Origin of the sequence: Moritella yayanosii, assembly GCF_900465055.1 — a bacterium.
GTDB classification, from domain to species: domain Bacteria; phylum Pseudomonadota; class Gammaproteobacteria; order Enterobacterales; family Moritellaceae; genus Moritella; species Moritella yayanosii.
This window is the reverse complement of the sequence record NZ_LS483250.1, coordinates 2,755,495-2,778,250: the sequence shown is the minus strand read 5'-3', so window position 1 is coordinate 2,778,250 and position 22,756 is coordinate 2,755,495. Positions and strand designations below refer to the sequence as shown.

General features: G+C 41.7%; 19 protein-coding genes. 9 read left to right on the top strand and 10 right to left on the bottom strand.

The window, feature by feature from the left end; translation table 11 throughout:
• The first annotated feature begins 4 nt into the window (after positions 1-4).
• From thiE to thiH, 5 genes are all read left to right on the top strand, one after another.
• The gene (thiE, locus tag MORIYA_RS12880) at positions 5-1,480 is read left to right on the top strand and encodes a thiamine phosphate synthase (RefSeq protein ID WP_112715765.1); all 1,476 of its coding nucleotides are present in this window, start codon (positions 5-7) and stop codon (positions 1,478-1,480) included.
• A 15-nt stretch (positions 1,481-1,495) separates the two neighbouring features.
• A complete protein-coding gene (locus MORIYA_RS12875; RefSeq protein WP_112715764.1) occupies positions 1,496-2,266 on the top strand; it encodes a HesA/MoeB/ThiF family protein in 771 nt (256 codons plus the stop codon).
• Between the two features lie 108 nt (positions 2,267-2,374).
• Positions 2,375-2,572 carry a sulfur carrier protein ThiS gene (thiS, locus tag MORIYA_RS12870; protein ID WP_112715762.1) on the top strand — a complete coding sequence of 66 codons (198 nt, stop codon included), beginning with the start codon at positions 2,375-2,377 and terminating at the stop codon, positions 2,570-2,572.
• A complete protein-coding gene (locus MORIYA_RS12865) occupies positions 2,573-3,382 on the top strand; it encodes a thiazole synthase (protein WP_112715760.1) in 810 nt (269 codons plus the stop codon).
• A gap of 23 nt (positions 3,383-3,405) precedes the next feature.
• On the top strand, positions 3,406-4,527 hold the full coding sequence (thiH, locus tag MORIYA_RS12860) for a 2-iminoacetate synthase ThiH (RefSeq protein WP_112715758.1): 1,122 nt from the start codon (positions 3,406-3,408) through the stop codon (positions 4,525-4,527).
• A 78-nt stretch (positions 4,528-4,605) separates the two neighbouring features.
• On the opposite strand, the gene MORIYA_RS12855 is transcribed toward thiH, so the two are convergent.
• On the bottom strand, positions 4,606-5,526 hold the full coding sequence (locus MORIYA_RS12855) for a DMT family transporter (RefSeq protein ID WP_112715756.1): 921 nt from the start codon (positions 5,524-5,526) through the stop codon (positions 4,606-4,608).
• 119 nt (positions 5,527-5,645) lie between these two features.
• Between MORIYA_RS12855 and MORIYA_RS12850 the strand changes: the two genes are divergently transcribed.
• The gene (locus MORIYA_RS12850; RefSeq protein ID WP_006033439.1) at positions 5,646-6,104 is read left to right on the top strand and encodes an Lrp/AsnC family transcriptional regulator; all 459 of its coding nucleotides are present in this window, start codon (positions 5,646-5,648) and stop codon (positions 6,102-6,104) included.
• Positions 6,105-6,121: 17 nt separating this feature from the next.
• Here MORIYA_RS12850 and MORIYA_RS12845 read toward each other — a convergent pair whose 3' ends face one another.
• The 9 genes from MORIYA_RS12845 to gorA all read right to left on the bottom strand — a co-directional run bounded on the left by MORIYA_RS12845 (position 6,122) and on the right by gorA (position 16,314).
• Positions 6,122-6,772, bottom strand: a complete 651-nt coding sequence (locus MORIYA_RS12845; protein WP_112715754.1) for an SCO family protein — start codon at positions 6,770-6,772, stop codon at positions 6,122-6,124.
• Between the two features lie 19 nt (positions 6,773-6,791).
• A complete protein-coding gene (locus MORIYA_RS12840; RefSeq protein WP_112715752.1) occupies positions 6,792-7,301 on the bottom strand; it encodes a copper chaperone PCu(A)C in 510 nt (169 codons plus the stop codon).
• A 14-nt stretch (positions 7,302-7,315) separates the two neighbouring features.
• Positions 7,316-7,771 carry a hypothetical protein gene (locus MORIYA_RS12835; RefSeq protein ID WP_112715750.1) on the bottom strand — a complete coding sequence of 152 codons (456 nt, stop codon included), beginning with the start codon at positions 7,769-7,771 and terminating at the stop codon, positions 7,316-7,318.
• Positions 7,772-8,003: 232 nt separating this feature from the next.
• The gene (locus MORIYA_RS12830) at positions 8,004-8,543 is read right to left on the bottom strand and encodes a dihydrofolate reductase family protein (protein WP_112715748.1); all 540 of its coding nucleotides are present in this window, start codon (positions 8,541-8,543) and stop codon (positions 8,004-8,006) included.
• Between the two features lie 26 nt (positions 8,544-8,569).
• Entirely contained in the window at positions 8,570-9,451 is an 882-nt protein-coding gene (locus MORIYA_RS12825) for a Dyp-type peroxidase (protein WP_112715746.1), read from the bottom strand.
• A 107-nt stretch (positions 9,452-9,558) separates the two neighbouring features.
• Positions 9,559-11,349: an aminopeptidase P family protein gene (locus MORIYA_RS12820; RefSeq protein ID WP_112715744.1), complete on the bottom strand. Its 1,791-nt coding sequence runs from the start codon at positions 11,347-11,349 to the stop codon at positions 9,559-9,561.
• A gap of 259 nt (positions 11,350-11,608) precedes the next feature.
• A complete protein-coding gene (locus MORIYA_RS12815) occupies positions 11,609-12,514 on the bottom strand; it encodes a DMT family transporter (RefSeq protein WP_112715742.1) in 906 nt (301 codons plus the stop codon).
• A 177-nt stretch (positions 12,515-12,691) separates the two neighbouring features.
• On the bottom strand, positions 12,692-14,716 hold the full coding sequence (locus tag MORIYA_RS12810; RefSeq protein WP_112715740.1) for a methyl-accepting chemotaxis protein: 2,025 nt from the start codon (positions 14,714-14,716) through the stop codon (positions 12,692-12,694).
• 242 nt (positions 14,717-14,958) lie between these two features.
• Complete coding sequence (gene gorA, locus MORIYA_RS12805; protein WP_112715738.1) at positions 14,959-16,314, bottom strand: glutathione-disulfide reductase; 1,356 nt, start codon at positions 16,312-16,314, stop codon at positions 14,959-14,961.
• Positions 16,315-16,573: 259 nt separating this feature from the next.
• On the opposite strand from gorA, the gene prlC reads away from it, so the two are divergent.
• From prlC to MORIYA_RS12790, 3 genes are all read left to right on the top strand, one after another.
• Positions 16,574-18,613, top strand: a complete 2,040-nt coding sequence (gene prlC / locus MORIYA_RS12800) for an oligopeptidase A (protein ID WP_112715736.1) — start codon at positions 16,574-16,576, stop codon at positions 18,611-18,613.
• Between the two features lie 214 nt (positions 18,614-18,827).
• Positions 18,828-21,812 (top strand): sensor domain-containing protein, encoded by a 2,985-nt coding sequence (locus MORIYA_RS12795; protein WP_112715734.1) that lies wholly within the window; start codon positions 18,828-18,830, stop codon positions 21,810-21,812.
• A gap of 112 nt (positions 21,813-21,924) precedes the next feature.
• Positions 21,925-22,689: a class I SAM-dependent methyltransferase gene (locus tag MORIYA_RS12790; RefSeq protein ID WP_112715732.1), complete on the top strand. Its 765-nt coding sequence runs from the start codon at positions 21,925-21,927 to the stop codon at positions 22,687-22,689.
• The last annotated feature ends 67 nt before the right edge of the window (positions 22,690-22,756 follow it).

Sequence of the window (22,756 nt, the reverse complement as noted above, 5' to 3'; positions counted from 1 at the left end):
CTTAATGACTCAAGCCATTATTTGGACTATCGCGAGCCTTGCTGCTCGCGATAATGCTGCGACTCAAGCCGATATTAATACCATTAATGCGTTGGGTGGGAGTGGTTATCATGTATCGACGCCACTGTTATCCGATGCGGATTTTGCTGCTGAGTTAGCGATATTGACTGCTGCACCTGTGGCATCTGCCATTAAAATAGGGGTGATAGCGACAACCTCGCATGTGGCGATATTAGCTGATTTTTTACAAGCTTATAAGCAACTACATCCAGAACTCAGTGTTATCTATGAGCCGTTATCCATTTCATTATCGGATATGGCAAAGGCTGAATCGGCAGACTCAGTGCTGATTAATACGATTAAAATACGCTTATTACCGATCGTGGATGTATTGATCCTACCGCAAGAGCAAGGCGGGTCTGACGCTGCGAAGTTATTTAGTGCGACGAAACAAGCGATTAACACACTACTGAGTGTCGGTGTCAAAGGTGTTTGTGCGAAAGCGATTACGGTTAACAGCTATCATGATGATAAGCAGCAATCTATCGCCCTCGATGTTTATATTGACGGACAACGTGAAATCTTATTATCGTCACCAAGCGCGACATTAACGCCACGAAGCAAAGATGAACACAAGGGTATTTTTTCTTCGGCATTGGCAACCGTGATCGCCCAAGATTATCCTATTGATGATGCATTGGTGGTAGCCAGAGCTTACTTAAATCAAACCGCAGACGCATGGCCTACCGATCGCCGTGATTTCCCAGAGGTTGTATTACCGAACACAGTATTGGGCGATCAGCTTGGCTTAGCACCGCAAATGCAATTGGCTTATGATTTTGCGCCTTGTGATACGAACCGACTCGGACTGTATCCGGTGGTGGATACAGTGGCATGGTTAGAAAAAGTATTGCAGCAAGGGGTGAAGACCCTGCAATTACGCATTAAAGATAAAACCCCAGCCGAAGTGGTTGATGATATTAAAGCGGCCGTGGCATTAGGCCGTCAATATCAAGCACGTCTATTTATCAATGATTATTGGCAATTAGCCATTGATCACGGGGCCTATGGTGTGCATTTAGGCCAAGAAGATATGCTGTTTGCCGATTTTGAGGCGATAAAAACAGCCGGTTTGAAACTGGGTTTAAGCACCCACGGTTATTATGAAATATTACGTGCTCACCAAATAAAACCGAGTTATATCGCTCTTGGTCATATTTATCCGACAGTGACCAAGGATATGCCATCAAAACCCCAGGGATTACAGCGTTTACAGCGTTATGCTGATTTAATGCAGGACTATCCGTTAGTGGCTATCGGCGGTATTAGTATCGCACGTGCCCGGCTTGTGGCCGCAACAGGTGTGGGTAGTGTGGCGGTGGTAACGGCAATTACTCGCGCTGACGATTATAAACAAGCTATTGCTGATTTACTGGCGATTGCTGAACCACATTCAGTCTTAGCATGTGCGAACGATTAATATAACAGGATGAATATGACCGGATTAAGTGATCAGGAATATATGCGTTATAGCGCGCATTTACTGCTTGAAGATATCGGCGAGCAGGGCCAATTAGCACTGCGCAATGCCAAGGTATTGATTGTTGGTGTCGGTGGTCTTGGCGCGCCTGTTGCGCTGTATTTGGCTGCTGCCGGTGTTGGTCATCTCTATTTAGTCGATGATGACCAGGTTGAGTTAAGTAATCTACAACGACAAATTATTTTCACACAACAGCAGTTAAAGCAGGCTAAGGTGAGTGCGGCAAAAGCTTCGTTAGCGCTGCTTAATCCCCATGTAAATGTCACTGCAATCGCGCAGCGGTTAACCCTCGATAGTGCCAATAATCAAATGGCAGACATGCTATCCCAAGTTGATTTGGTGATTGATTGCAGCGATAACATGCCGACCAGGCAAGCGATAAACAAGATCTGTGTGATCCAGAAAATACCGTTAATTGTCGGCGCAGGTATTCGCATGGAAGGACAGTTGATCTCGTTTAACGCACAATTAGCTGATTCGGCGTGTTATCACTGCTTATATCCTTTTGATGACACTGCAGCCGTAAATAATTGCAGTACGTCAGGGGTACTCGGTCCCTTGGTTGGCATTGTTGGATCATTACAAGCACTGGAAGCGATTAAATATTTAACCGGTATGCCGTTGTCATCACTTAATCGGTTAATGCGCTTTGATGGTAAAACCTTGCAATGGCAGCACCTCTCGGTCGCGAAAGATCCAGATTGCGCGGTGTGCGCAAGTCGTTAATACCAATACGAAATATAAGTATTGAATATAAATACTAAGACTAAGACTAAGCAGTTAATTAAATAACCTCATGGCTGAATATTTGGATGTGAGGGACAGGAATATAAGATGAAATTAATCATTAACGATGAAATTAAAAACCTAGCAGTGACCAGTATTACGTCATTGTTAACGGTATTAGCACAACCGGAAAAAGGCATTGCGGTAGCGGTGAACCAAACCATTATTACCCGTCAAAACTGGGATGACTTTCAGTTGTCAGAAAATGATCAAGTGACTTTATTTCAAGCCATTGCAGGAGGCTAAATGTCAGTAACAACATTAAACCCAACATTCATATTACCAAGCGATGAGCTTGTCATTGCCGATAAAACCTTTTCATCACGGCTATTTACTGGCACGGGTAAATTTAGCGATCAAAAAATAATGGCTGCTGCCTTGATTGCATCTCAATCCCAGTTAGTGACCATGGCATTAAAACGCATTGATTTAGCCAATCAAGAGGATGATATTCTTAAACCTTTGATTGCAGCTGGCATGCACTTATTACCCAATACGTCTGGTGCGCGTGATGCAAAAGAAGCGGTATATGCGGCGCAATTAGCACGTGAAGCATTGCAAACCAATTGGATTAAATTAGAAATTCATCCGGATCCAAAATATTTACTACCCGATCCAATTGAAACCTTAAAGGCCACAGAACAATTAGCGCGTGATGGTTTCCATGTATTGCCCTACATTCATGCCGACCCGGTATTGTGTAAACGTTTGGAAGCGGTGGGTACTGCGGCTGTGATGCCATTGGGCGCACCGATTGGTTCAAACAAAGGCATTCTCACTGCAGAGTTCTTAGAGATTATTATTGAGCAATCGACAGTCCCTGTGATTGTTGATGCCGGGATTGGCGCGCCATCACATGCGGCGTTAGCCATGGAAATGGGCGCGGATGCGGTACTGGTTAATACTGCGATTGCGGTGGCGAAAGACCCGGTAGCAATGAGCCAAGCATTTGCGTTAGCGGTGCAAGCTGGTCGCCAAGCTTATTTAGCTGGGTTAGGTAGTCAGGCGCAGACTGCGGTTGCTTCTAGTCCATTGACGGCATTTTTAGATCTGTAATAACGCCAACTTAAGGGTTAAATATGAGCTTTTACGAGCAATTACAAAAATTAGATTGGGATGATATTCGCTTATCTATTTATGCCAAAACGGCAGCAGATGTTGAACGGGCATTATCGAAGTCTCGACTCGATCTAGATGACTTTCAAGCCTTAATTTCACCTGCGGCAGAACCTTATTTAGAGCAGATGGCCCAACGTAGTGTCCAGTTAACGCGGCAACGTTTTGGTAATACTATCCAATTCTATGTGCCGTTATACCTTTCTAATATGTGCTCTAATATTTGTACCTATTGTGGTTTTTCGATGCATAACAAAATTCGTCGTACCACGCTGGATATGAAGCAGTTAAACAGTGAAGCGCGCGCGATTAAAAAAATGGGTTTTGATCATTTGTTATTAGTGGCGGGTGAGTCGGAACGTAAAGTGGGGATGCCGTATTTTCGTCAGGTATTTACTGAATTGAAATCGCAGTTCTCGCATTTATCCTTGGAAGTGCAGCCGCTAGAACAAGCCGATTATGAAGAGCTAAAAGAATTGGGGTTAGATTCAGTATTGGTATATCAAGAAACCTATCATCCCCGGACGTATGCCGAGCATCATCTCAAAGGTAAGAAGTCCGATTTTAAATATCGAATTGAAACCCCAGACCGGTTAGGCAAAGCTGGCATTCATAAAATGGGACTAGGTGCATTAATTGGCTTGGATGAATGGCGTACCGACTGTTTCCATGTAGCTGCGCATTTAGATTATTTGCAAAAACGTTATTGGCAAACCAAGTATTCAATTTCTTTCCCACGTTTAAGACCGTGTGAAGGTGCATTTCAGCCGAAGTCGATTATGAATGATCGTCAACTAGTACAGTTGATTTGTGCTTATCGCTTGTTTAATCCGGATGTGGAATTATCGTTATCGACTCGAGAGTCCGAGCATTTTCGTGACAATGTTATTCCCTTGGGCATAACGACTATCAGTGCGGGTTCAAAAACCCAACCCGGTGGTTATTCTGACGATACAGAGAAAGCCTTAGAGCAGTTTGAAATTGATGATGACCGTTCACCAAGTGAAATGGCCGAACTAGTCAAAAGTATGGGCTTAGAAGTGGTTTGGAAAGATTGGGACCGGTCGTTAACGGCACTAAAATAAACATAACTGAAGTAAAATAATAATAGGCTGCGTTGACGAATGTCGACACAGCCTATGTTTATTATTTAGTGATAATCATTACTTTTCTATGTTTACCGCAGTTCTTGTGAAACGTTTACGGATTAATTCAATCGGTAATTTACACAGTAAAACACCTGCCGTTAGTATTACCATCATGATCAATGATTCGTGACTAATTGTTCTGCCGTTAACCACACTGTCTAGACCAAGCGCAATCACTGGGAATACCAAGAAACAAATGGATGCTTGGAATGGACTGGCTACTTTATTTAACTGGAAGTAAGCCATGATGCCGCCAATACCCGCAACAACGCCAAGATAAATAACCGATAACCAAGATGTTGATGTGAAGGTACTAAAGTCCGGTTGCTCTACAAATGCACCAACAATAAGTAACAGTACCGCAGCCACAAGACACGGTAGCGCGTTATACGTCAGTACGTGAATACCTTGGCAACGAGTCTGTACGCTGGTATAGATTGTGGCGTGCATAAATACTGCGAGTACTAATGCACCGACCCCGATGAGGCTACCATTGGCACTTACGCCCATTTCATTGCTAATAATGGTGATCAAGCTGAACAATGCAATGGCAAGACCGGCTATCTGGTGGATGTGTACTTTTTGGCGATGGACTAATACCGCGAACACTAATACCACCACTGGCATAGTGGCAAAAATAATAGACGCTAATCCAGATGAAATATATTGCTCACCAAAAATCATTAAGGTAAAAGGTGCGGCAAAATAAAACACACTGATTAAGGCGAATTCAAGATTTTTACCTTTCGGAAACATAAGCGGGATATTTAATTTACGAGCAGCTAAAATTAATAGTGGTGCAGCCAGTACAAAGCGCAGACCCGTTGCGGTGATGGGTGGAATAGAATGCACTGCTATTTCCATTGCCATCCAGGTTGTACCCCAGATCAAACATACAGAGGCAAATAATAATGTGGCGACGAGTTTTGGATTCATAAGGTAATCTCTATATAAGTACTGGGATATTCAATACAATAATTATATTGCTTTTATGCGGAAATATGATTTCATATATACTGCTGATATCGGTTTTTAAGGAAAGGAATTACTTCATTATGTTAGATTCGAAGGATAAATTGATTTTAGATTTGTTGCAGCGTGATGCATCGCTGTCAATTGCTGATCTTGCCGACAAAGTGAGTTTAACGGTCTCACCTTGCTGGAAACGATTAAAACGTTTAGAAGATAATGGTTATATTTTACGTCGTGTGGCTTTACTTAATGAGCAAAAACTCGGCCTCGCACTGACCGCCTTTGTTAATATCAAAACTCAAAATCACAGTGATAGCTGGTTTAAGAAATTTGTTGTTAGTGTGAATGACTTTGCCGAAGTGATCGAGTTTTACCGTATGGCCGGAGAATACGATTATATGATGAAGGTATTAGTAAAAGACATGGCGGCATTTGATGTGTTTTATAAACGATTGGTTAATTGCGTCGATGGACTAACAGATGTCACCTCTTCCTTTGCGATGGAAAGGTTAAAAAATACCACGCAATTACCGATCTCTTAATAACAAACCCTGCATTATTATAATTTAAGCAGGTCTGCCGCTATTTTTTTCGCGCTATGGGGCGGTGCAAATGCCGCTACATATTGTCCTGCTGGATTAACTAAATACAATCGAGAAGAATGATTAATTAAATAACTCTCACGCTGGTCTTCTGGAATTGGACTACTGTAAGGCACAGAGACATATTGACCATTATTGGCTAAAAACGTTTTTTGATAAATAACCCCAAAGCTAGCCACTAATTTATCGATCTCGCTGGTTGCACCGGTGATGCCGATGAATTCATCGTTATAAAATTGCGCGTAGGTGGTCAGCATCTCATGACTATCTCGTTGTGGATCGACAGAGATAAAGACCACTTGTGGCATGGTTTTACCGGCCGCAGTCATGATGCTCGCCACATTGTTGAGATTGTATAGTTCGGTCGGACAAACGTCTGGGCAGCTAGCATAACCGAAGAATACTAATGACCATTTATCTTTAAACAAGGCACTGGTGTGTGTTTGATTATTGCCGAGAACAACATCTGGCAGGGTTACTTGCTGAGGTTGTGCGTAAGCTGTCGTGAATGTCGGTAAACTTGGCTGTTGCATATTATTGGCAACCAGAGCGCCAAGCGCGCTAAGGCCGATAATACCCGATGCGATGATAGCCTTAGATTTTTTCATTCGAGTCCCTTTGTCGAAACTAATTATGTTTCATAGTCGCGTGGTCCATTTTGCTATGGTCCATCTTGTTGTGATCCATTTTAGCTTGACGGTTATCACGCTTAACAGGCATTTTAGCAGTGATCTTTTCACCATTTAATAACGTAAACGATACATTAACCACTTCACCCGGCGCTGCGATCTTGGTTGGTTCTAATAACATCACATGGTAGCCACCAGGCTTAAACTGAAAAATAGTGTTTGCAGGGATCGTTATTTGTTGCTGCTTTTGCATTGTCATTATGCCGTCTTTTTTGCCAGATAAATGCAGCTCGCTACGGCCAAAACCTTGTGCTTCAACATTGGTGATCACGATTGGTTTATTATTGTGATTCATCACGTTGAAAAAAGCGGCTTGCACTTTTGCTGATGGTGGCGCTGCACGCACCCAGGCATCCATGATCATGATGTTAGTTTTTTCAGCCGCAAACGTCGGGGCTGCGGAAAAGATAGCAGTCGCGATAAGCGTGGTGATTATTGATTTTTGCATTATTTTGTCCTGAGTTAATTAGTCGTTGTGATAAATTGAAACGGTATCAAATAAGGTTGACCAGCAACTGTGATGGTTAAATCTGCTTGCCATAACATTTCACCTAATACGCAGATCGCCAGTGCTGTCTCGGCGTGGTATTTATCCTTCTCAATCGCATTCAGCGCGGTAGGAAAGCCGGGCATGCTCATATTCATCCCGTTAATCGTAATGCTGGCATTATCAATTCGAGTGCCGTTTAAATTTATCGATAATGGCGTCATCGGCTTGGCATTGAATGGTGTGATCGACAGCGAAATGGTTTGTTCTGGCGTTAACTGCACTTGGCATTCTTGTTGATTAACGCGGCAGTCTTGTTGCAGTGGTAATTGAATACGGTTGAGATCCTGCTGCGGCTGATAGAAGACGTTGAAATAACCGACTACGGCGATAGAGATAATACTCACACCAGCTGTTAACCATTTAGACATGGATAAAGACTCTTATACTTAGATTCGAAAAAGGATATTCGTTTTATAATAAAACGATGAATAACATAATATTACTTTATTTTTTGATGTAGATAAACTGTAAATATAGGAAAGCGTAGGTTAGCACTTGTTTTGAGGCTATTTAAATGTGGGTCGATTACTGAGCAGAGGTAAGGCGATGCCGCTCATGTACATTAGTGGCATCGACCATATTAATGTGGATTCGTATTTATCATGCACTTTTGTTGTTTTTTATTATCTTATAATGTGTTTGTATCAGTCCCGACGGATAGGATTGAGAGGATAATAGCGTGACCCCTAGTTCTGGTAGGGGGGCGTTAAATAAACGTATACCGTTGCCGAGTAAGATAGGAATGGTGGACAATATTAATTCATCTACAAGATCAAGCCGTAATAAGGAATCGGCCAAGTTTGCGCCCCCAAGTAACCAAATATTCCCCTTCGAGCTGGCTTTTAATTGTTTGATCGTTGCTGCAGGATCGGTAATAAAAGTAACGTTATCATTCGGGGTAATATCGGGTGAGTGAGAAGCGACAAAGCATTGCTTGTCGGCGTATGGCCAATCATCAAAATCTTTGATGACCTGAAAGGATGTGTTACCCATAATGACGGCACTGATACCATCGAAAAAATCTCGATAGCCATAATCCTCACCTTTTACTTCGACATTTGAGAGCCATGAAATGTCATGGTCCATTTTGGCAATATAGCCATCAAGGCTAGTGGCTATATACAAAATTACGTTAGACATAATCATCGCTCCCGGTTGTATGTAAGTTAATTCATCAATGTATCTAGTTCTGTTTGAGAAGGGGCAAACCAGTATGATCCTGTTACCGCATCTGAATAATCAATTAATCTATCTGTGACGCCGTCTGGAATTCCGTACATACGTTGTAATTGAGTGGTAAAGCGTAATTGTTCACATGCGAATGCTAAAAAGTATAGTCCGTGTTCGGATGCGTTACCATAAGGTGAACTACGACGGTATATTTTCATGCCCGATACATCGGTACGGCTAACGTGTGAATTCGCTGGCATCGCATCGCCGGATAACTCGATATCGTCTTCTTTAGTACGGCCAACAACTGCTTCTTGTTCCGGTACCGACATCGCATTGAAACTGGTTAAATCATGTACCCATTTTTGTGATAATACAAAGCTACCACCTGCGCCTGGCTGACCTTCAGGGATCAGCGAAGCTAATTGCCGTGCATCTTCTTTGGGATTGGCAGTGCCATCAACAAAACCAATTAAATCGCGATTCTTATGGTATTGGAAACCGGAAATATCCAACTGGTTATCGGCAATTTTATTTAGCGCTGATTGGATATGAAATGCTTGCTCTAAGGTATGGCTGGCATTGTCGCTGTGGATCCAAAACATGACATCACCTTGGCTGGCAATGGCTTTTTTGCCGTGCGGACTGGCTATCTCAGTAAAGTCGTCAAATGCGTCAAGTTGTAAATCAGGTAATAGGGTATTGGTGGCGCTACGACCAAAAGCAACCACAACGTTAATGTCGTCAGTTTGTTTGCATAGTGCCGTTTGCAGTGCATTTTGAATATTGGCTAAGTAAACATCGTCTTTAAATTTGTACTCTAAATGATGATAGCTTTGGCTTTGTTCGTTAAAAATAGCGTTCTGTGGTTGGGTCATGCCAACTCCTTTAATGCATAATCAATCTAATCGCTTAGATTGGTTAGAGAATATATATACCCAAGTTACTTCAAGATGCTATATCAGAGACTAGCTTGGGTATAAACTTAAATAGTGCGTGTAGCCTGAGATAACCAGTGTAAATCAGCACCGGCTAACAATGGTGACAGTTCGTCACATACTCGGGCGTGATAAGCATTGATCCAGTTTACTTCGTCTTGTGAGAGTAGTTGTTGATCTATCAGATGCAAATCAAAAGGAACCAGTGTTAATGTTTCAAATTCGTAGAATATGTTACCATCATTGCCATTATCTTTAGCAACCACATAAATCAGGTTCTCACAACGGATGCCGTATTCATCTTGTTTGTAGTAGCCCGGCTCATTGGATACCACCATGCCAGGTTCTAATGCTACGCCGTTCGAGTTTTTACCAATACGGTGTGGACCTTCGTGTACATTTAAGAAACAACCCACACCATGACCCGTGCCGTGGTCATAATCATAACCTTGCTGCCATAAGAACTGACGTGCTAATGAATCAAGCTGACCACCATTGGTTCCGGCAGGAAATTTCATGTTAGCCAGGGCGATATGACCTTTTAATACCAGGGTGAACATTTTTTTGTGTTCAGCACTTGGTGACCCAATCGCAACAGTACGGGTGATATCGGTGGTGCCATCAAGATATTGGGCACCAGAGTCAACTAAGTAAATGCTGTCCATTGATAATTGCGCTGGTACACCATTGTTATGATTGTAGTGACACATTGCGGCGTTAGCACCGGCAGCCGAAATAGTGTCAAAACTTAATTCAACGAAGTTCTCGTTCGATGCTCGGAAGCCTGTGAGTTTGTCAGACAGATAGGCTTCATCATGCAAACGGCCTGCGGCTACTTCTGTTTCTAGCCAATGAAGGAAGCGTACTTCTGAAGCGCCGTCACGAATATGTGAAGCACGCATACCCGCAAGTTCAACGGCATTTTTACAGGCCTTTGGTAATGCCACCGGATCATTGCCAGCAATTAAGGTGGCGCCAGCTTGTTGTGTGGTTAACTGGCTAAACGCATTTGATGCTTCTGGATCGGCCAATACCTGCAGTTGTTGTTCACCTAGGGCTTGGTAAGTGGCCGTTGCTTGTGCTTCTTCAATAATCACAACACCTGCGCCTACGTGTTCATGGAATCCTGCTGGGATCTTCGCTGGATTGGTGAAGAATGTCATGGAACCATCTTTACGTAATACCGCACTGCCTAGGATCACACAGAAGCAATGAATGTCTTTACCACGGATATTCAATAACCAAGCAATAGAATCTAACGCACTGATAATAACTGCATCAGCGCCCTGTTTGGCGATATCAACGCCGATCTGTTGGCGTTTTTCTAAACTGGATTGACCTGTGTATTGCTCGTCGAGTAACAGGCCTACATTTTCTGTTGGTGTCGGTCTATCTGACCAGCTTAAATCAATTGGGTTGGCATTGACTGCCACTAAGTTGATTTGTTTATCTGCTAAGGTTTTTTTACTGGCGTTATGCCAATTTAAATTATGTACTTTGGCGTCATAACCGACATTAGCATTCGCGGACAGTTGTTCACTTAACCAAGCAACATGTGGTGTGTCGATAAGATGATAAAACTCAAAACACTCGCCATTAACTTGCTGCTTAACCTGAATGGTATAGCGACCATCGGTAAAAATGGCGGCGCGATCTTTTAAAATTATTACCGTGCCTGCAGATCCGGTAAAGTCACTGCACCATAATAGGCGTTCGTTATGTGCAGGCACATATTCGCCAAGGTATTCATCTGCGCGGGGAACGATAAATGCATCTAAGTTTGCGGCATCCATATGTGCACGTATTGTTGCTAATTTCTGTTCTATTGCTTGAGGCATCTTGCTGTCCGGTTTGTCATGTTACCTGACGCGATATTCTGCGTTTATAGGGGCATGTTCTGGTTATAAAAAGAGATAATACTGAAACATTAACCTGTTAGGCTTTAGATATGCAAGAGGAGCTAATGGGGATTGTGATATTTTCAGTAATTAAATTGCGATTAAGTCACTATTGACAGCTTCATTTAACGTTGCTGGTGGCTGACTTTAGTTTAGGTCTGTTATCAGCCACCGATTTAGAAGGTTAAGCGCGTCGCTATTATTTCGCTGTTACGCTGCGACGTTTTCTGCGCCAGTTAATTTGTTGGATCACGAGCCCGACGATAATAGTTACTAAGCCGATAAAGGTTGATGGGTGGATCTCTTCACCCACAAATTTACTGAGTAAGAAGAGTGATATAAACGGCGATATAAAAATAAGATTACTGACTTGCGCGGTATTGGTCGCTAACTTAATGGCCATTAACCACAATATAAATGAAATACCCATTTCAAATAAACCGATATAAATCGCACCAAGGATCCCCTCTACGGAGTCAAAATTAAAATCAGCGAGTAATGCGGTGGCGACGAAGGTAAACGGGAGACTTAATAAAAATCCAAGTAATAAACTAACGATAGGATCATTGTTATTCCTCGCATTAATGATCCAATAACTGGCCCAAATCAAGGTGCTTAATAATGCCAGTGCCACCCCAAGTGGACTTTCAAAATTCAGCCCTAACAGATCACCTTTAGTGGCAATGATTAGTGCTCCGGTATAGCTAAATAAGATAGCCACCCAGTCTTTTTTCCGGATCTTCTGCCCTAAGAAAGGCACTGACAATAATGTGAGGGTGATTGCCCAAGTGTAATTTAATGCTTGCGCTTGTGATGCGGGCAATAAGTCATAAGCCTTAAACAACACTAAATAATAGAGAAATGGATTAATCACCCCAAGCGTTAAATAGAACAACGGTTGTTTGATAAAGTATTGCTTGAGTAGGTGCAGCTTTTTTTGTTGGTAGGCAATTCCCAGTAATAAAACGATACTGGTCAATGAAGCAATTAAAACCATTTGAATTGGCGCAAAATGGCTAAGGGTAATTTTAAATGCAGAGGCCACCGTGGACCAGAGTAATACTGTTATCAAGCCGAACAGCATGGCCTTTTTTTGATTTTTCATGAGTACCAATTTCGAGGGGGAGGAAAATGCGTGTTAGCAGTGTAATCGGCAAGTTTATTCAGATCTAGTGTTTCATGCTGGAAAATTATATTCAAATAAATAAGTGGTGGCTTAAAGCAATAAAAACATGCTCAAGCCACCACTTTACTTAAATCCAAACGTGCTAATACGGTGATTTTAAAAAACGTACTCCTCGGCTACTTCCGATAATTTATCTGCCACGGTTAACAAGTTGTGTGCGGACTGGGTCGCTCCTGTCGCGACCGCGCGAGCAGAGTCTGCTCCCGCTGATACATTACTCACATTACGCTCTATTTCTGCTGCGGCGAGACTTTGTTCTTCAATCGCACTGGCTATTTGATTATTGAGTGACACAATCTTATCGACGGATAAGGTAATGGCTTCAAAAGTATTTGAGGCTTCTTTGGCTTGCATGACGCCCATGTTGGCTTGCTCTCTACCTATGGCCATCACTTTTACAGATTCTTTAGCGGCTATTTGTACACGCTCAATCATCACTTGGATCTCATTCGTTGATTGTTGTGTACGGCTTGCTAGCGTTCTCACTTCATCGGCTACCACGGCAAAACCTCGACCTTGCTCTCCGGCTCTGGCGGCTTCAATCGCAGCATTGAGTGCTAACAAATTAGTCTGGTCGGCAATACTCCTGATCACTTCAACCACACCACCAATATCGGTGCAATGCTTTTCCAGTTTCTGAATGGTATCACTTGATGTTTGTACTTCTGAAGCAATGGCATTAATCGCGATGATCGTTTGGTCAACAACTTGTTTACCTTCTAAAACCGCCCGCTCTGCATCACGCGTGGCACAGGTTGCATCATTGGCATTAATGGCCATCTCCGTTGATGTGGCAGCCATCAGTTTTATTGCCGCCGCTATTTGATGGGTTTCCGTTTGTTGTGCCGTGATGGTGGTTTCTGCTGAGTTGGTTTTATCTTTAATGTCTTGCACTGAACGATGCACATCGACTGCGCTGCTATTGAGCTGTTTTACCAACGTGCGCATGCCATCAATGGTGCTGTTGAAGTGTTGGGCAATAATGGCCAGTTCGTCATTGCTGACAATCTTCACATTTTGCGACAGGTCGCCATTGGATACATTTTGTGCGACTTGACTGATACTGCGAATCGTCTCTGTTAGTGAGATATAAATACTTAATAAGATCACCACACAAACCACGAATAAGGCGATTAGTATGGTGTAAAAAATATTTAGTTCGCTGTTTTGTTCACTGAGTCTAACGGTTATTTCATTACCGAGCGTGTGAAAGGCAACTTGATACAAATTATTGATTTTGATCCGTAACGCTTCACCCAAACGATAAAGGGTATTTGGATCAATTTTGATCTCGGCGGATACGGTATTGATTAACTGGCGATCGAGTAGGTCTTCGAGCGTTGCCATGGTGGTTTTTATTTGGTCGAGAGGGGTGATTAAGGTATTGCGATAATCAGGATTAATGGCCACTAATGCTTGCACATCATTGTCGGCTGCAGAAAAGATAATCTTAAGTTGATCAATCCGGCGACTTAAATCATCGAAGCTGTTGGCCGTAAATTCGGCGAAAGCGGCTGTTTCTGCGGCTTTGTCTGTCACTTGATAAGCGAAATCGGTTAATTTTGGCAACTGACTTTGGGTTAAATTAATCAGGTAGTAACTACTGAGGTGTGAATCAAACAATAATTTACTTTCGCTGTTGATCTCACGGGTACCGATACGTAGATTTTCTAACATCAAATCGATAGCGTAGAAAATTTCTTCGGGTAATAAAAAATCACTGTTTGCTTTGAGTTGTTGCCAATCGGTCGTGATCTTATCAAACGCCGATAATTGCAATCCAGTTGCCGCTGTATAGCTGCGGTAATATTGATTAAAGGTGTTTTCTGCGAGCACTTGTGCTTGTTGTATTTTGTCATCACCGGGTTCGAGCTCTGCGACTTCTAAGCTGAGTAAATGGCGATAATCAATCAGCTTGTTGGCAACCTCAGGTAAGGCTTGCAGTAGTTGGTAGCCTTGCAGTTCTGATTTTGCAAAGGCAATATCTTGTTGGGTTTGCGAGATAATTGTAGAGGAAAAAAATACAATCGGTGTTGCAAGTAGCAAGATAACTAATCCAAACTTTTTCTGAAATGATAATCGACTAATCAGGTAGGTGATTGGCTGTAATAATGTGCCCATAAAAATATCCTTATCAATATGGTGAGAGAATAATTAGCCTGCGAAGTATGGTTCAATGACTAATGCTAACGCATGAGTAATATATCTAGTTGTTGAAGGAATGTTAAGTATTTTGTGTGTGAATTTAACAATGACGCGTTGTTTCGTGATCTTGATAGCGAGAGTGGGGGATATAGTTGGATATTAAAGCGGGGGAATTGGTGTGCATAGCAATTATATGCACACCAGAATGCGAGTTAGATCTAGCGCATGGTGACGAATTCTTCTGAGCCAGTCGGGTGGATGGCAACTACGCTATCGAAATCTGCTTTGGTTGCGCCCATCTTCATCGCTACACCAAAACCTTGGATCATTTCGTCAGCAGCAAAGCCAATACCGTGTAGGCCCACAACAGTTTCTTCTTCACCCGCACACACCAATTTCATTTTACAAGGCTGGCGGTTTGAAGTAATTGCGGTATACATAGCAGTAAAACCAGATTGGTATACTTTTACGTTGTCTTCGCCGTACTGGGCAATTGCTTCTGCTTCTGTTAAACCAATAGTACCAATTGGAGGGTGACTAAATACCACGGTAGGGATCAGGTTGTAATCCATTTTCGCGGTAGTTTTACCGTTGAACAGGCGTTCAGATAATTGACGTCCTGCTTTTACCGCTACTGGTGTTAGCTCAACACCACCGGCCATGATGTCACCCACACAGTAGATACCATCAACATTGGTGTTTTGGTATTCATCTACTTTGATGTAACCACGGTCATCGGTTTCAACGCCCGTTACAGCAAGGTTGATCTTGTCTGTTGATGGATGGCGACCGATAGCCCAGATTAGAGTATCAACATTTTGTGACTCACCATTTTCAAGATGTAAGGTGATTGAACCATCGGCTTCTTTCACGACTTTTTTTGGTACTGAATTGGTATGTAATTTTAGACCTGAGGTGTTCATTACCTCAACCAACGTATCAATCAAAATGGGATCGAAACTACGCAATGGCGATTCTTTACGCACAAATAAATGTGTTTCGCTGCCGAGTCCGTGTAATACACCGGCGAGTTCAACCGCAATATAACCGGCACCGATAACCGCAACGCGTTTTGGTTGCTGGGTTAATTCAAAGAAACCATTAGAATCAATACCGTGCTCAGCGCCTGGTACATTAGGGATAGTGGGAGCGCCACCAGTTGCGATCAAGATATGGTCAGCGGTATAAAATTCGCCATTCACGCTTACTGTGTTTTTGTTTACGAAGGTCGCAAAACCTTTGATCACCGTGACTTTGTTATTGCCCAGTACGTTGTCATAAGAGGTGTGAATACGGCCAATATAAGCTTCACGAGCCGCAACTAATTTACCCCAATCAAGGCCTTTATTTTCAACATCAAAGCCATAATCTTTTGCATATAGGTGCATCGCTTCTGCGATTTGTGCGCCATGCCACATCACTTTTTTCGGTACGCAACCAACATTAACACAAGTTCCACCCAGTGCCTTGGCTTCGATGATGGCAACTTTTTTACCGTGCATTGCAGCTCTGTTTGCAGATGCAATACCGCCGCTACCACCACCAATGGCAATATAATCAAAATGCTGTGACATATTCTTATAGTCCTTAATTGAGAAGATGAACTTATTATATGACTAAGTTCATCACCTTGTTTTGTAATAAAGTTAATTACACAGTTTAAACTGAATTGACAGATATTATTAGTAGGTAAAGCCATTCACGGCCATTACTTTTACCTATCAATGCAAAATGTTACGCGTAAAGCGTTTCTCGATATTTACTCGCTATACTTGAAATTATCATTTTATAGCCGCATTAACTAATTAATATCATTATAAATAGGATGACTCTATGACTAACCCACTTTTGACTATGACAGGTTTACCCCCATTCGCGAGTATTAAACCCGAGCATATTGTGCCTGCAGTAACGCAGGCAATTGCCGATTGTGACGCGGTTATTGCTGACGTATTGGCCAATGACGATGCTGTCACTTGGGCGAGTTTGGTTGCGCCGTTAGAAGAAAGTGATGATCGGTTAGGACGTGTTTGGTCGCCTATTGGCCACTTGAATGCAGTGGTGAGCAGTGACGAGTTACGTGCAGCGCATGATGCTTGCTTACCATTACTGTCTGAATACCAAACTAAAGTCGGGCAGAACCAGCAATTATTCTTAGCGTATCAGTGTTTACATGACAGCAGTGAATTTGCCACGTTATCAACAGCGCAGCAAAAAGTGATCACCAATGCACTGCGTGATTTTAGATTATCTGGGATTGATTTAGTTGATAATGACAAACAGCGTTATGGTGAAATTACTAAACGTTTATCGCAGTTAACATCAACATTTAGTAATAATGTCATGGATGCAACGTTAGGTTGGCAGAAAGAGATCACTGATGAAGCTCTGCTTATCGGTTTACCTGAGTCTGCAAAAGCAGCCGCGAAAGCAACGGCAGAAAGTAAGTCATTAACAGGTTACTTATTTACCTTAGATTTCCCAAGCTACTTACCAGTAATGATGTATTCTGAAAATCGAGAATTGCGCCGTGAAGTATATGAAGCATTCTGTACTCGAGCCTCGGATGTTGGTCCAAATGCAGGTGAATGGGATAACTCGGCGATAATGGACGAGATTATTGCCCTGCGTCATGAACTTGCCGCGTTACTTGGCTTTGCTCATTTTGCCGAAAAATCATTAGCCACTAAAATGGCCGAAACACCAGCACAAGTGATTGAATTTTTATCTGACCTTGCCGATAAATCGTTTTCTCAAGCAGAAGTTGAATTAGCCGAAATTCAAGATTTTGCCAAAGATAACTTTATGGCGAAAACATTAGAAGCATGGGATCTGACATTTTATGCTGAAAAGTTAAAACAAGCTAAATATACAATATCAGATGAAGAACTACGTCCGTATTTTCCTGAAGATCGCGTTGTCAAAGGCATGTTCGAAGTGGTTAAGCGTTTATTTGGCCTAAATATTATTGAAGAACTTGGCGTAGAGTCTTGGCATAAAGATGTGCGTTTCTTCGAGATCTTTGATGACGAGGGCGAGTTACGTGGTCGTTTTTATCTGGATCTGTACGCGCGTGAACATAAGCGTGGCGGTGCCTGGATGAATGATTGCCTAACCCATCGTATTAAAGCCGATGGCGAGTTACAAAAACCGGTGGCTTATTTAACCTGTAACTTTAATAAACCGGTTGGCGATAAACCTGCGCTATTTACCCATAATGAAGTGACTACGTTATTCCATGAATTTGGTCATGGTTTGCATCACATGTTAACTAAAGTGATCCCAGCTGCGGTATCGGGTATTAACGGTGTGCCTTGGGATGCGGTTGAACTACCAAGTCAGTTTATGGAAAACTGGTGCTGGCAAGAAGAGGCGCTGGCGTTTATTTCTGGTCATTACGAAACCGATGAACCACTACCACAAGCGATGTTAGACAAACTATTAGCGGCAAAGAACTTTAACTCGGCAATGGGCATGTTACGTCAAATTGAATTGGGTTTATTTGATTTCCGTATGCACATGGAATATAACCCCGCGCAAGGTGCAAATATTCAATCGGTATTAAATTCGGTAAGAGACAAGGTATCGGTATTATCGGCACCAGGATTTAATCGTTTCCAAAATAGTTTTTCACATATTTTTGCTGGTGGTTATGCCGCCGGTTATTACAGCTATAAATGGGCTGAAGTGTTATCTGCGGACGCATTCTCTCGTTTTGAAGAAGAAGGTATTTTTAATGCCGAGACCGGTCGTGATTTTATGCGTTGCGTACTTGAACGTGGCGGCAGCGATACGCCAATGTCATTATTTGTGAAATTCCGCGGACGTAAACCAAGCACGTATGCGTTATTAAATCATTCTGGCATTCGCTAACGCAATGGATAACTTGCTATAACGGATAGGTTGTAGTGGTTATCGTTCGGTTTTGATTTTAAAATAGTGGTAAATTGTGTATTATCTTGGCGTGATATTTACCACTTTCTTTGTAGTGTCAAAGTATGACCATAGTTTTAGATGAGCTACGGTCATACTTGAACGGATATCAATCTATTGCAGCTAAACTAATCGAATTCTTGGACAAGGATGTATGGTTGAAATTCTTACACTTAGTGATATAAACATTGATACGACGCAATTATTGGAAGCTAATTATCTTGATTTGTTTCTGACTAATTTAGCATCATTACTGCGTATTGATACTATTTATGTCGCGACTGTTTGTCCTCAAACTTTTGACTTATCTATTTTGTCTTGTCTACAACAAGGTGTCTTTGATGCTGATGTTGTTATCGACTTTAAATCCATGCCTTGTTTTGCCGCTTATAATCATGGCTATGCTGAATATGAGCAAGATTTAGTATCTCGATTTCCAGAACAAACGCAATTACAAGAATGGCATGCCGAAGCTTATTTAGGCATCCGCCTTAATGATTCATGCGGAAGACCTATCGGTATTTTATCTGCATTTTTCCCTCGTAAATTGTCTAAACATAAACTCGAATTAAATTTAATCCGATTAGTTTCTGGTTTTTTAGAAAGAGAACTCCAACCTAAACAAATTAACATGTTACCTATAACGGCTATTACTCCCGATATGCCAGCGGAGTGGAGTGCGTATACCTTGTGGTTGGAAGACAATATAGCCAAAGGTCGATTAAGCAGTTGGAGCTATTTCCTAGAGCAAGATAGATTAGAATGCTCGGACTCTGTGGCGAATATCATTGAAACTGATAACGTCAAAGAGATTAATCAATTTGATGCGTTATTAGCCTTGGTTGATAAGTTTGATCAACCTGGTGTATTACGTGATTTTCAATCGGCGATGATATCCAACTCAACAACCTCGATACGCAGTATTTTTAATATCACCACATTAAAGGGAAATTCCAAGCGTATCCAAAGTGATATCTATCCAATTACCGATGAAAGGGGGAAAGTGTATCGCCTTGATTGCATCAGTAAGGATATTACAGCTGAAGAATTAACCAAGAAAAAAGCATCAGCGCAAGAGCGTATTCTTGAAACTGTTTTAGCCACAACACCTGTCGGGTTAATTAAACTTAATGCTAATCGTGAAATTAAATGGGTAAATAAACAAGCATGTAAAATGTTTGGTTACGAATTAGAAGATTTTTATCGTTTACGTGAGCAAGGTATCTTAAATACCAGTAGCTTACACTTATATTTTGATGAAGATAAAGAGCAGTTTGAAGAGTACTATCAAGAAATATATGCCAATAAGCGTAATAATTTTACCCTTAAGACACGCTATCGTCATCGTGATGGCAGTATATTATGGACGAAGTTAACGGTGACAGCGATAAGGGATGATGCTAATAACATTCAGTATTTTATGAATACAATTCAAGATCTCACTGAAGAACAAGATAATCGGCAACGTCTGTCTATTATTGAAAGTGTATACAGACACAGTGCTGAAGGCATTATGTTGTGTGATGCCAATGAAAAAATTATTGATGTTAATCCGGCGTTTGAAACTATTACAGGTTATAGCGCCGAAGATGCGATAGGGCGTACGCATAATTTATTACGATCAGGTGTCCATGATGAACAGTTCTATCATGATATAGCCGAAGCATTGCTAGAGCACAATGAATGGAAAGGTGTTATTTGGAGTCGCAACCGTGCTGGTGAAATATTTGCGCAACAAGTGACGCTGTCGAGTATTAAAGAAGGCGATAAACTTAAATATTTCTTTGCCGTTTTTAGTGATGTGACCGAAGATAAGAAAACAGAACAACAGATTATTACCCAGTCTAACTTTGATCCACTGACCGGTTTACCTAATCGCCAATATTTTAGTTCTGAGCTGCGACATATTATCGATAAGTCAGCTAAACATGAGCAAAAATTTGCCATCATTTACATTGATCTTGATGACTTCAAATCAATAAATAATTCAGAAGATTTCATGGCCGGTGATCGCTTATTGAAAGAGACGACGGAACGACTAAAATACCGCAGTAGAGATAGTGATTTTCTTGCCCGTATTGATGGTGATCAATTCGCCTTCATCATCCCCGATGTGGTTAATAAGCGCCAAGCAGAAGTTTATGCAAAACAGTTACAGGGTGTATTTTCGCAAGCTTATCAACTCTCAAATCAACAGCGTTATGTGACAGCATCGGTCGGTATTACTATGTATCCAGAAGATGGGGTATCGGTAGAAGCATTAATGCAAAGTGCAGAACAAGCAATATTTGAAGCCAAGCGTAAAGGTCGTAATCAATGTGTCACTTTCACACAGGCGTTAAGTGATGCTGCGATCCTTAAACATCAAACCGTTGTCGAATTAGCTGACGCAATAAAACGCGGTAGTCTTGACGTTTACTATCAACCTATTGTTGATAACGTTACGGGTAAAATAGATAAACTAGAAGCTTTAGTACGTTGGCAGCATCAGGATAGAGGTTTTATTTCACCTGTTGAGTTTATTCCGCTTGCTGAAGAGGGCGGACTTATCCAGAGCTTGGGTGAATATGTACTCGATCAAGCATGCTGCGATCTGAAAATATTGCATGAAGCAGGTTTTCCGTATATGGAAATGAGTATTAATCGTTCAAGCCTGGAATTTAAGACGATTGATATGCAAGCGTCAGAATGGTTGAAGGTGATATCGTCACATAATCTGCCTTATAGTTCGGTAACCATGGAGATCACCGAAAGTTTATTGATGGACATGGACGGTCAGTATATGCAGCGTATTAATGCGTTAAAACAAGCGGGTGTAAAAATCGCGATCGATGATTTTGGTACCGGTTATTCATCATTAAATTATCTCCGTAGTTTGCCTGCAGATATTGTTAAAATTGATCGTAGTTTTATAATGAACATTCCGGAGAACCAACAAGATAACGTATTGTTAGATGGCATCATTACTATGGTGCATAATCTCGGGATGAAAGTCGTCACAGAGGGCGTTGAAACACAAGCGCAATTAAGTTATTTACGAGAAAAAAAAAGTGACTATTCACAAGGCTTTCTATTGTGTCGTCCTATTCCACTGCATGAGTTACTCGAGTTTATCACTCAAAATAAAAGCGTTTTTTGAATAACCTTCACTATCTTCATTTTATCATCAACTGAATTTAGGTTGTATTCGAATTTCTTGCTAATATAGGCATTCTAACCCGCATAATTAAATCTAATCTTATCAGGTCACCATGAACAGCATACAAATAATCACAACAGTTCCACTCTTTTCTGACCACATTGCAGGACTTGCTAAACAGTGGGGTTTTTCTCTTGAACCTGTGGCAGATGCTCAATTCCAACTGGTATATTCGGATAAGGGTCTTGAGTTATTTAAACTTGATGAGCCAAAGTTAGGCGCTGTGTATGTTGATTTTGCTGGTGGCGCCGTGAATCATCGTCGTAAATACGGTGGTGGTAAGGGACAAGCAATTGCAAAAGCGGTGGGTTTAAAATTAGGCGTTACACCGTCAGTACTTGATGGCACCGCCGGTTTAGGACGTGATGCATTTGTACTAGCATCTTTAGGCTGTAATGTGACGATGTTGGAACGTTCACCTATCGTTGCGGCATTACTTGAAGATGGCTTGAAGCGAGCAGAGCAAGATAAAGAGATCGGTAGTTGGATTGCCACACGATTAAAACTGGTGTTTGCATCCAGTTTATCTGAGCTAGAAGGCTTGGGCTTTTCTCCGGATGTGGTTTACCTTGATCCTATGTACCCACATAAGAAGAAATCAGCGTTGGTGAAAAAAGAAATGCGCGTATTTCAATCATTAGTTGGCGCAGATTTAGATGCAGATGGTTTGTTTGAACCGGCAATGCGTGTTGCAACGAAGCGTGTTGTTGTTAAACGCCCCGATTATGCTGAATATATCGCAAATGCAAAACCTAGCATGGCGATTGAAACAAAGAAAAATCGCTTTGATGTTTATATAAAGCAAGCAATGAAATAACTCATTTTGTTTGCTAGGTAGTTGTTAATATCGGGTGAATATTTTATTTTAATATAATATATGGAAT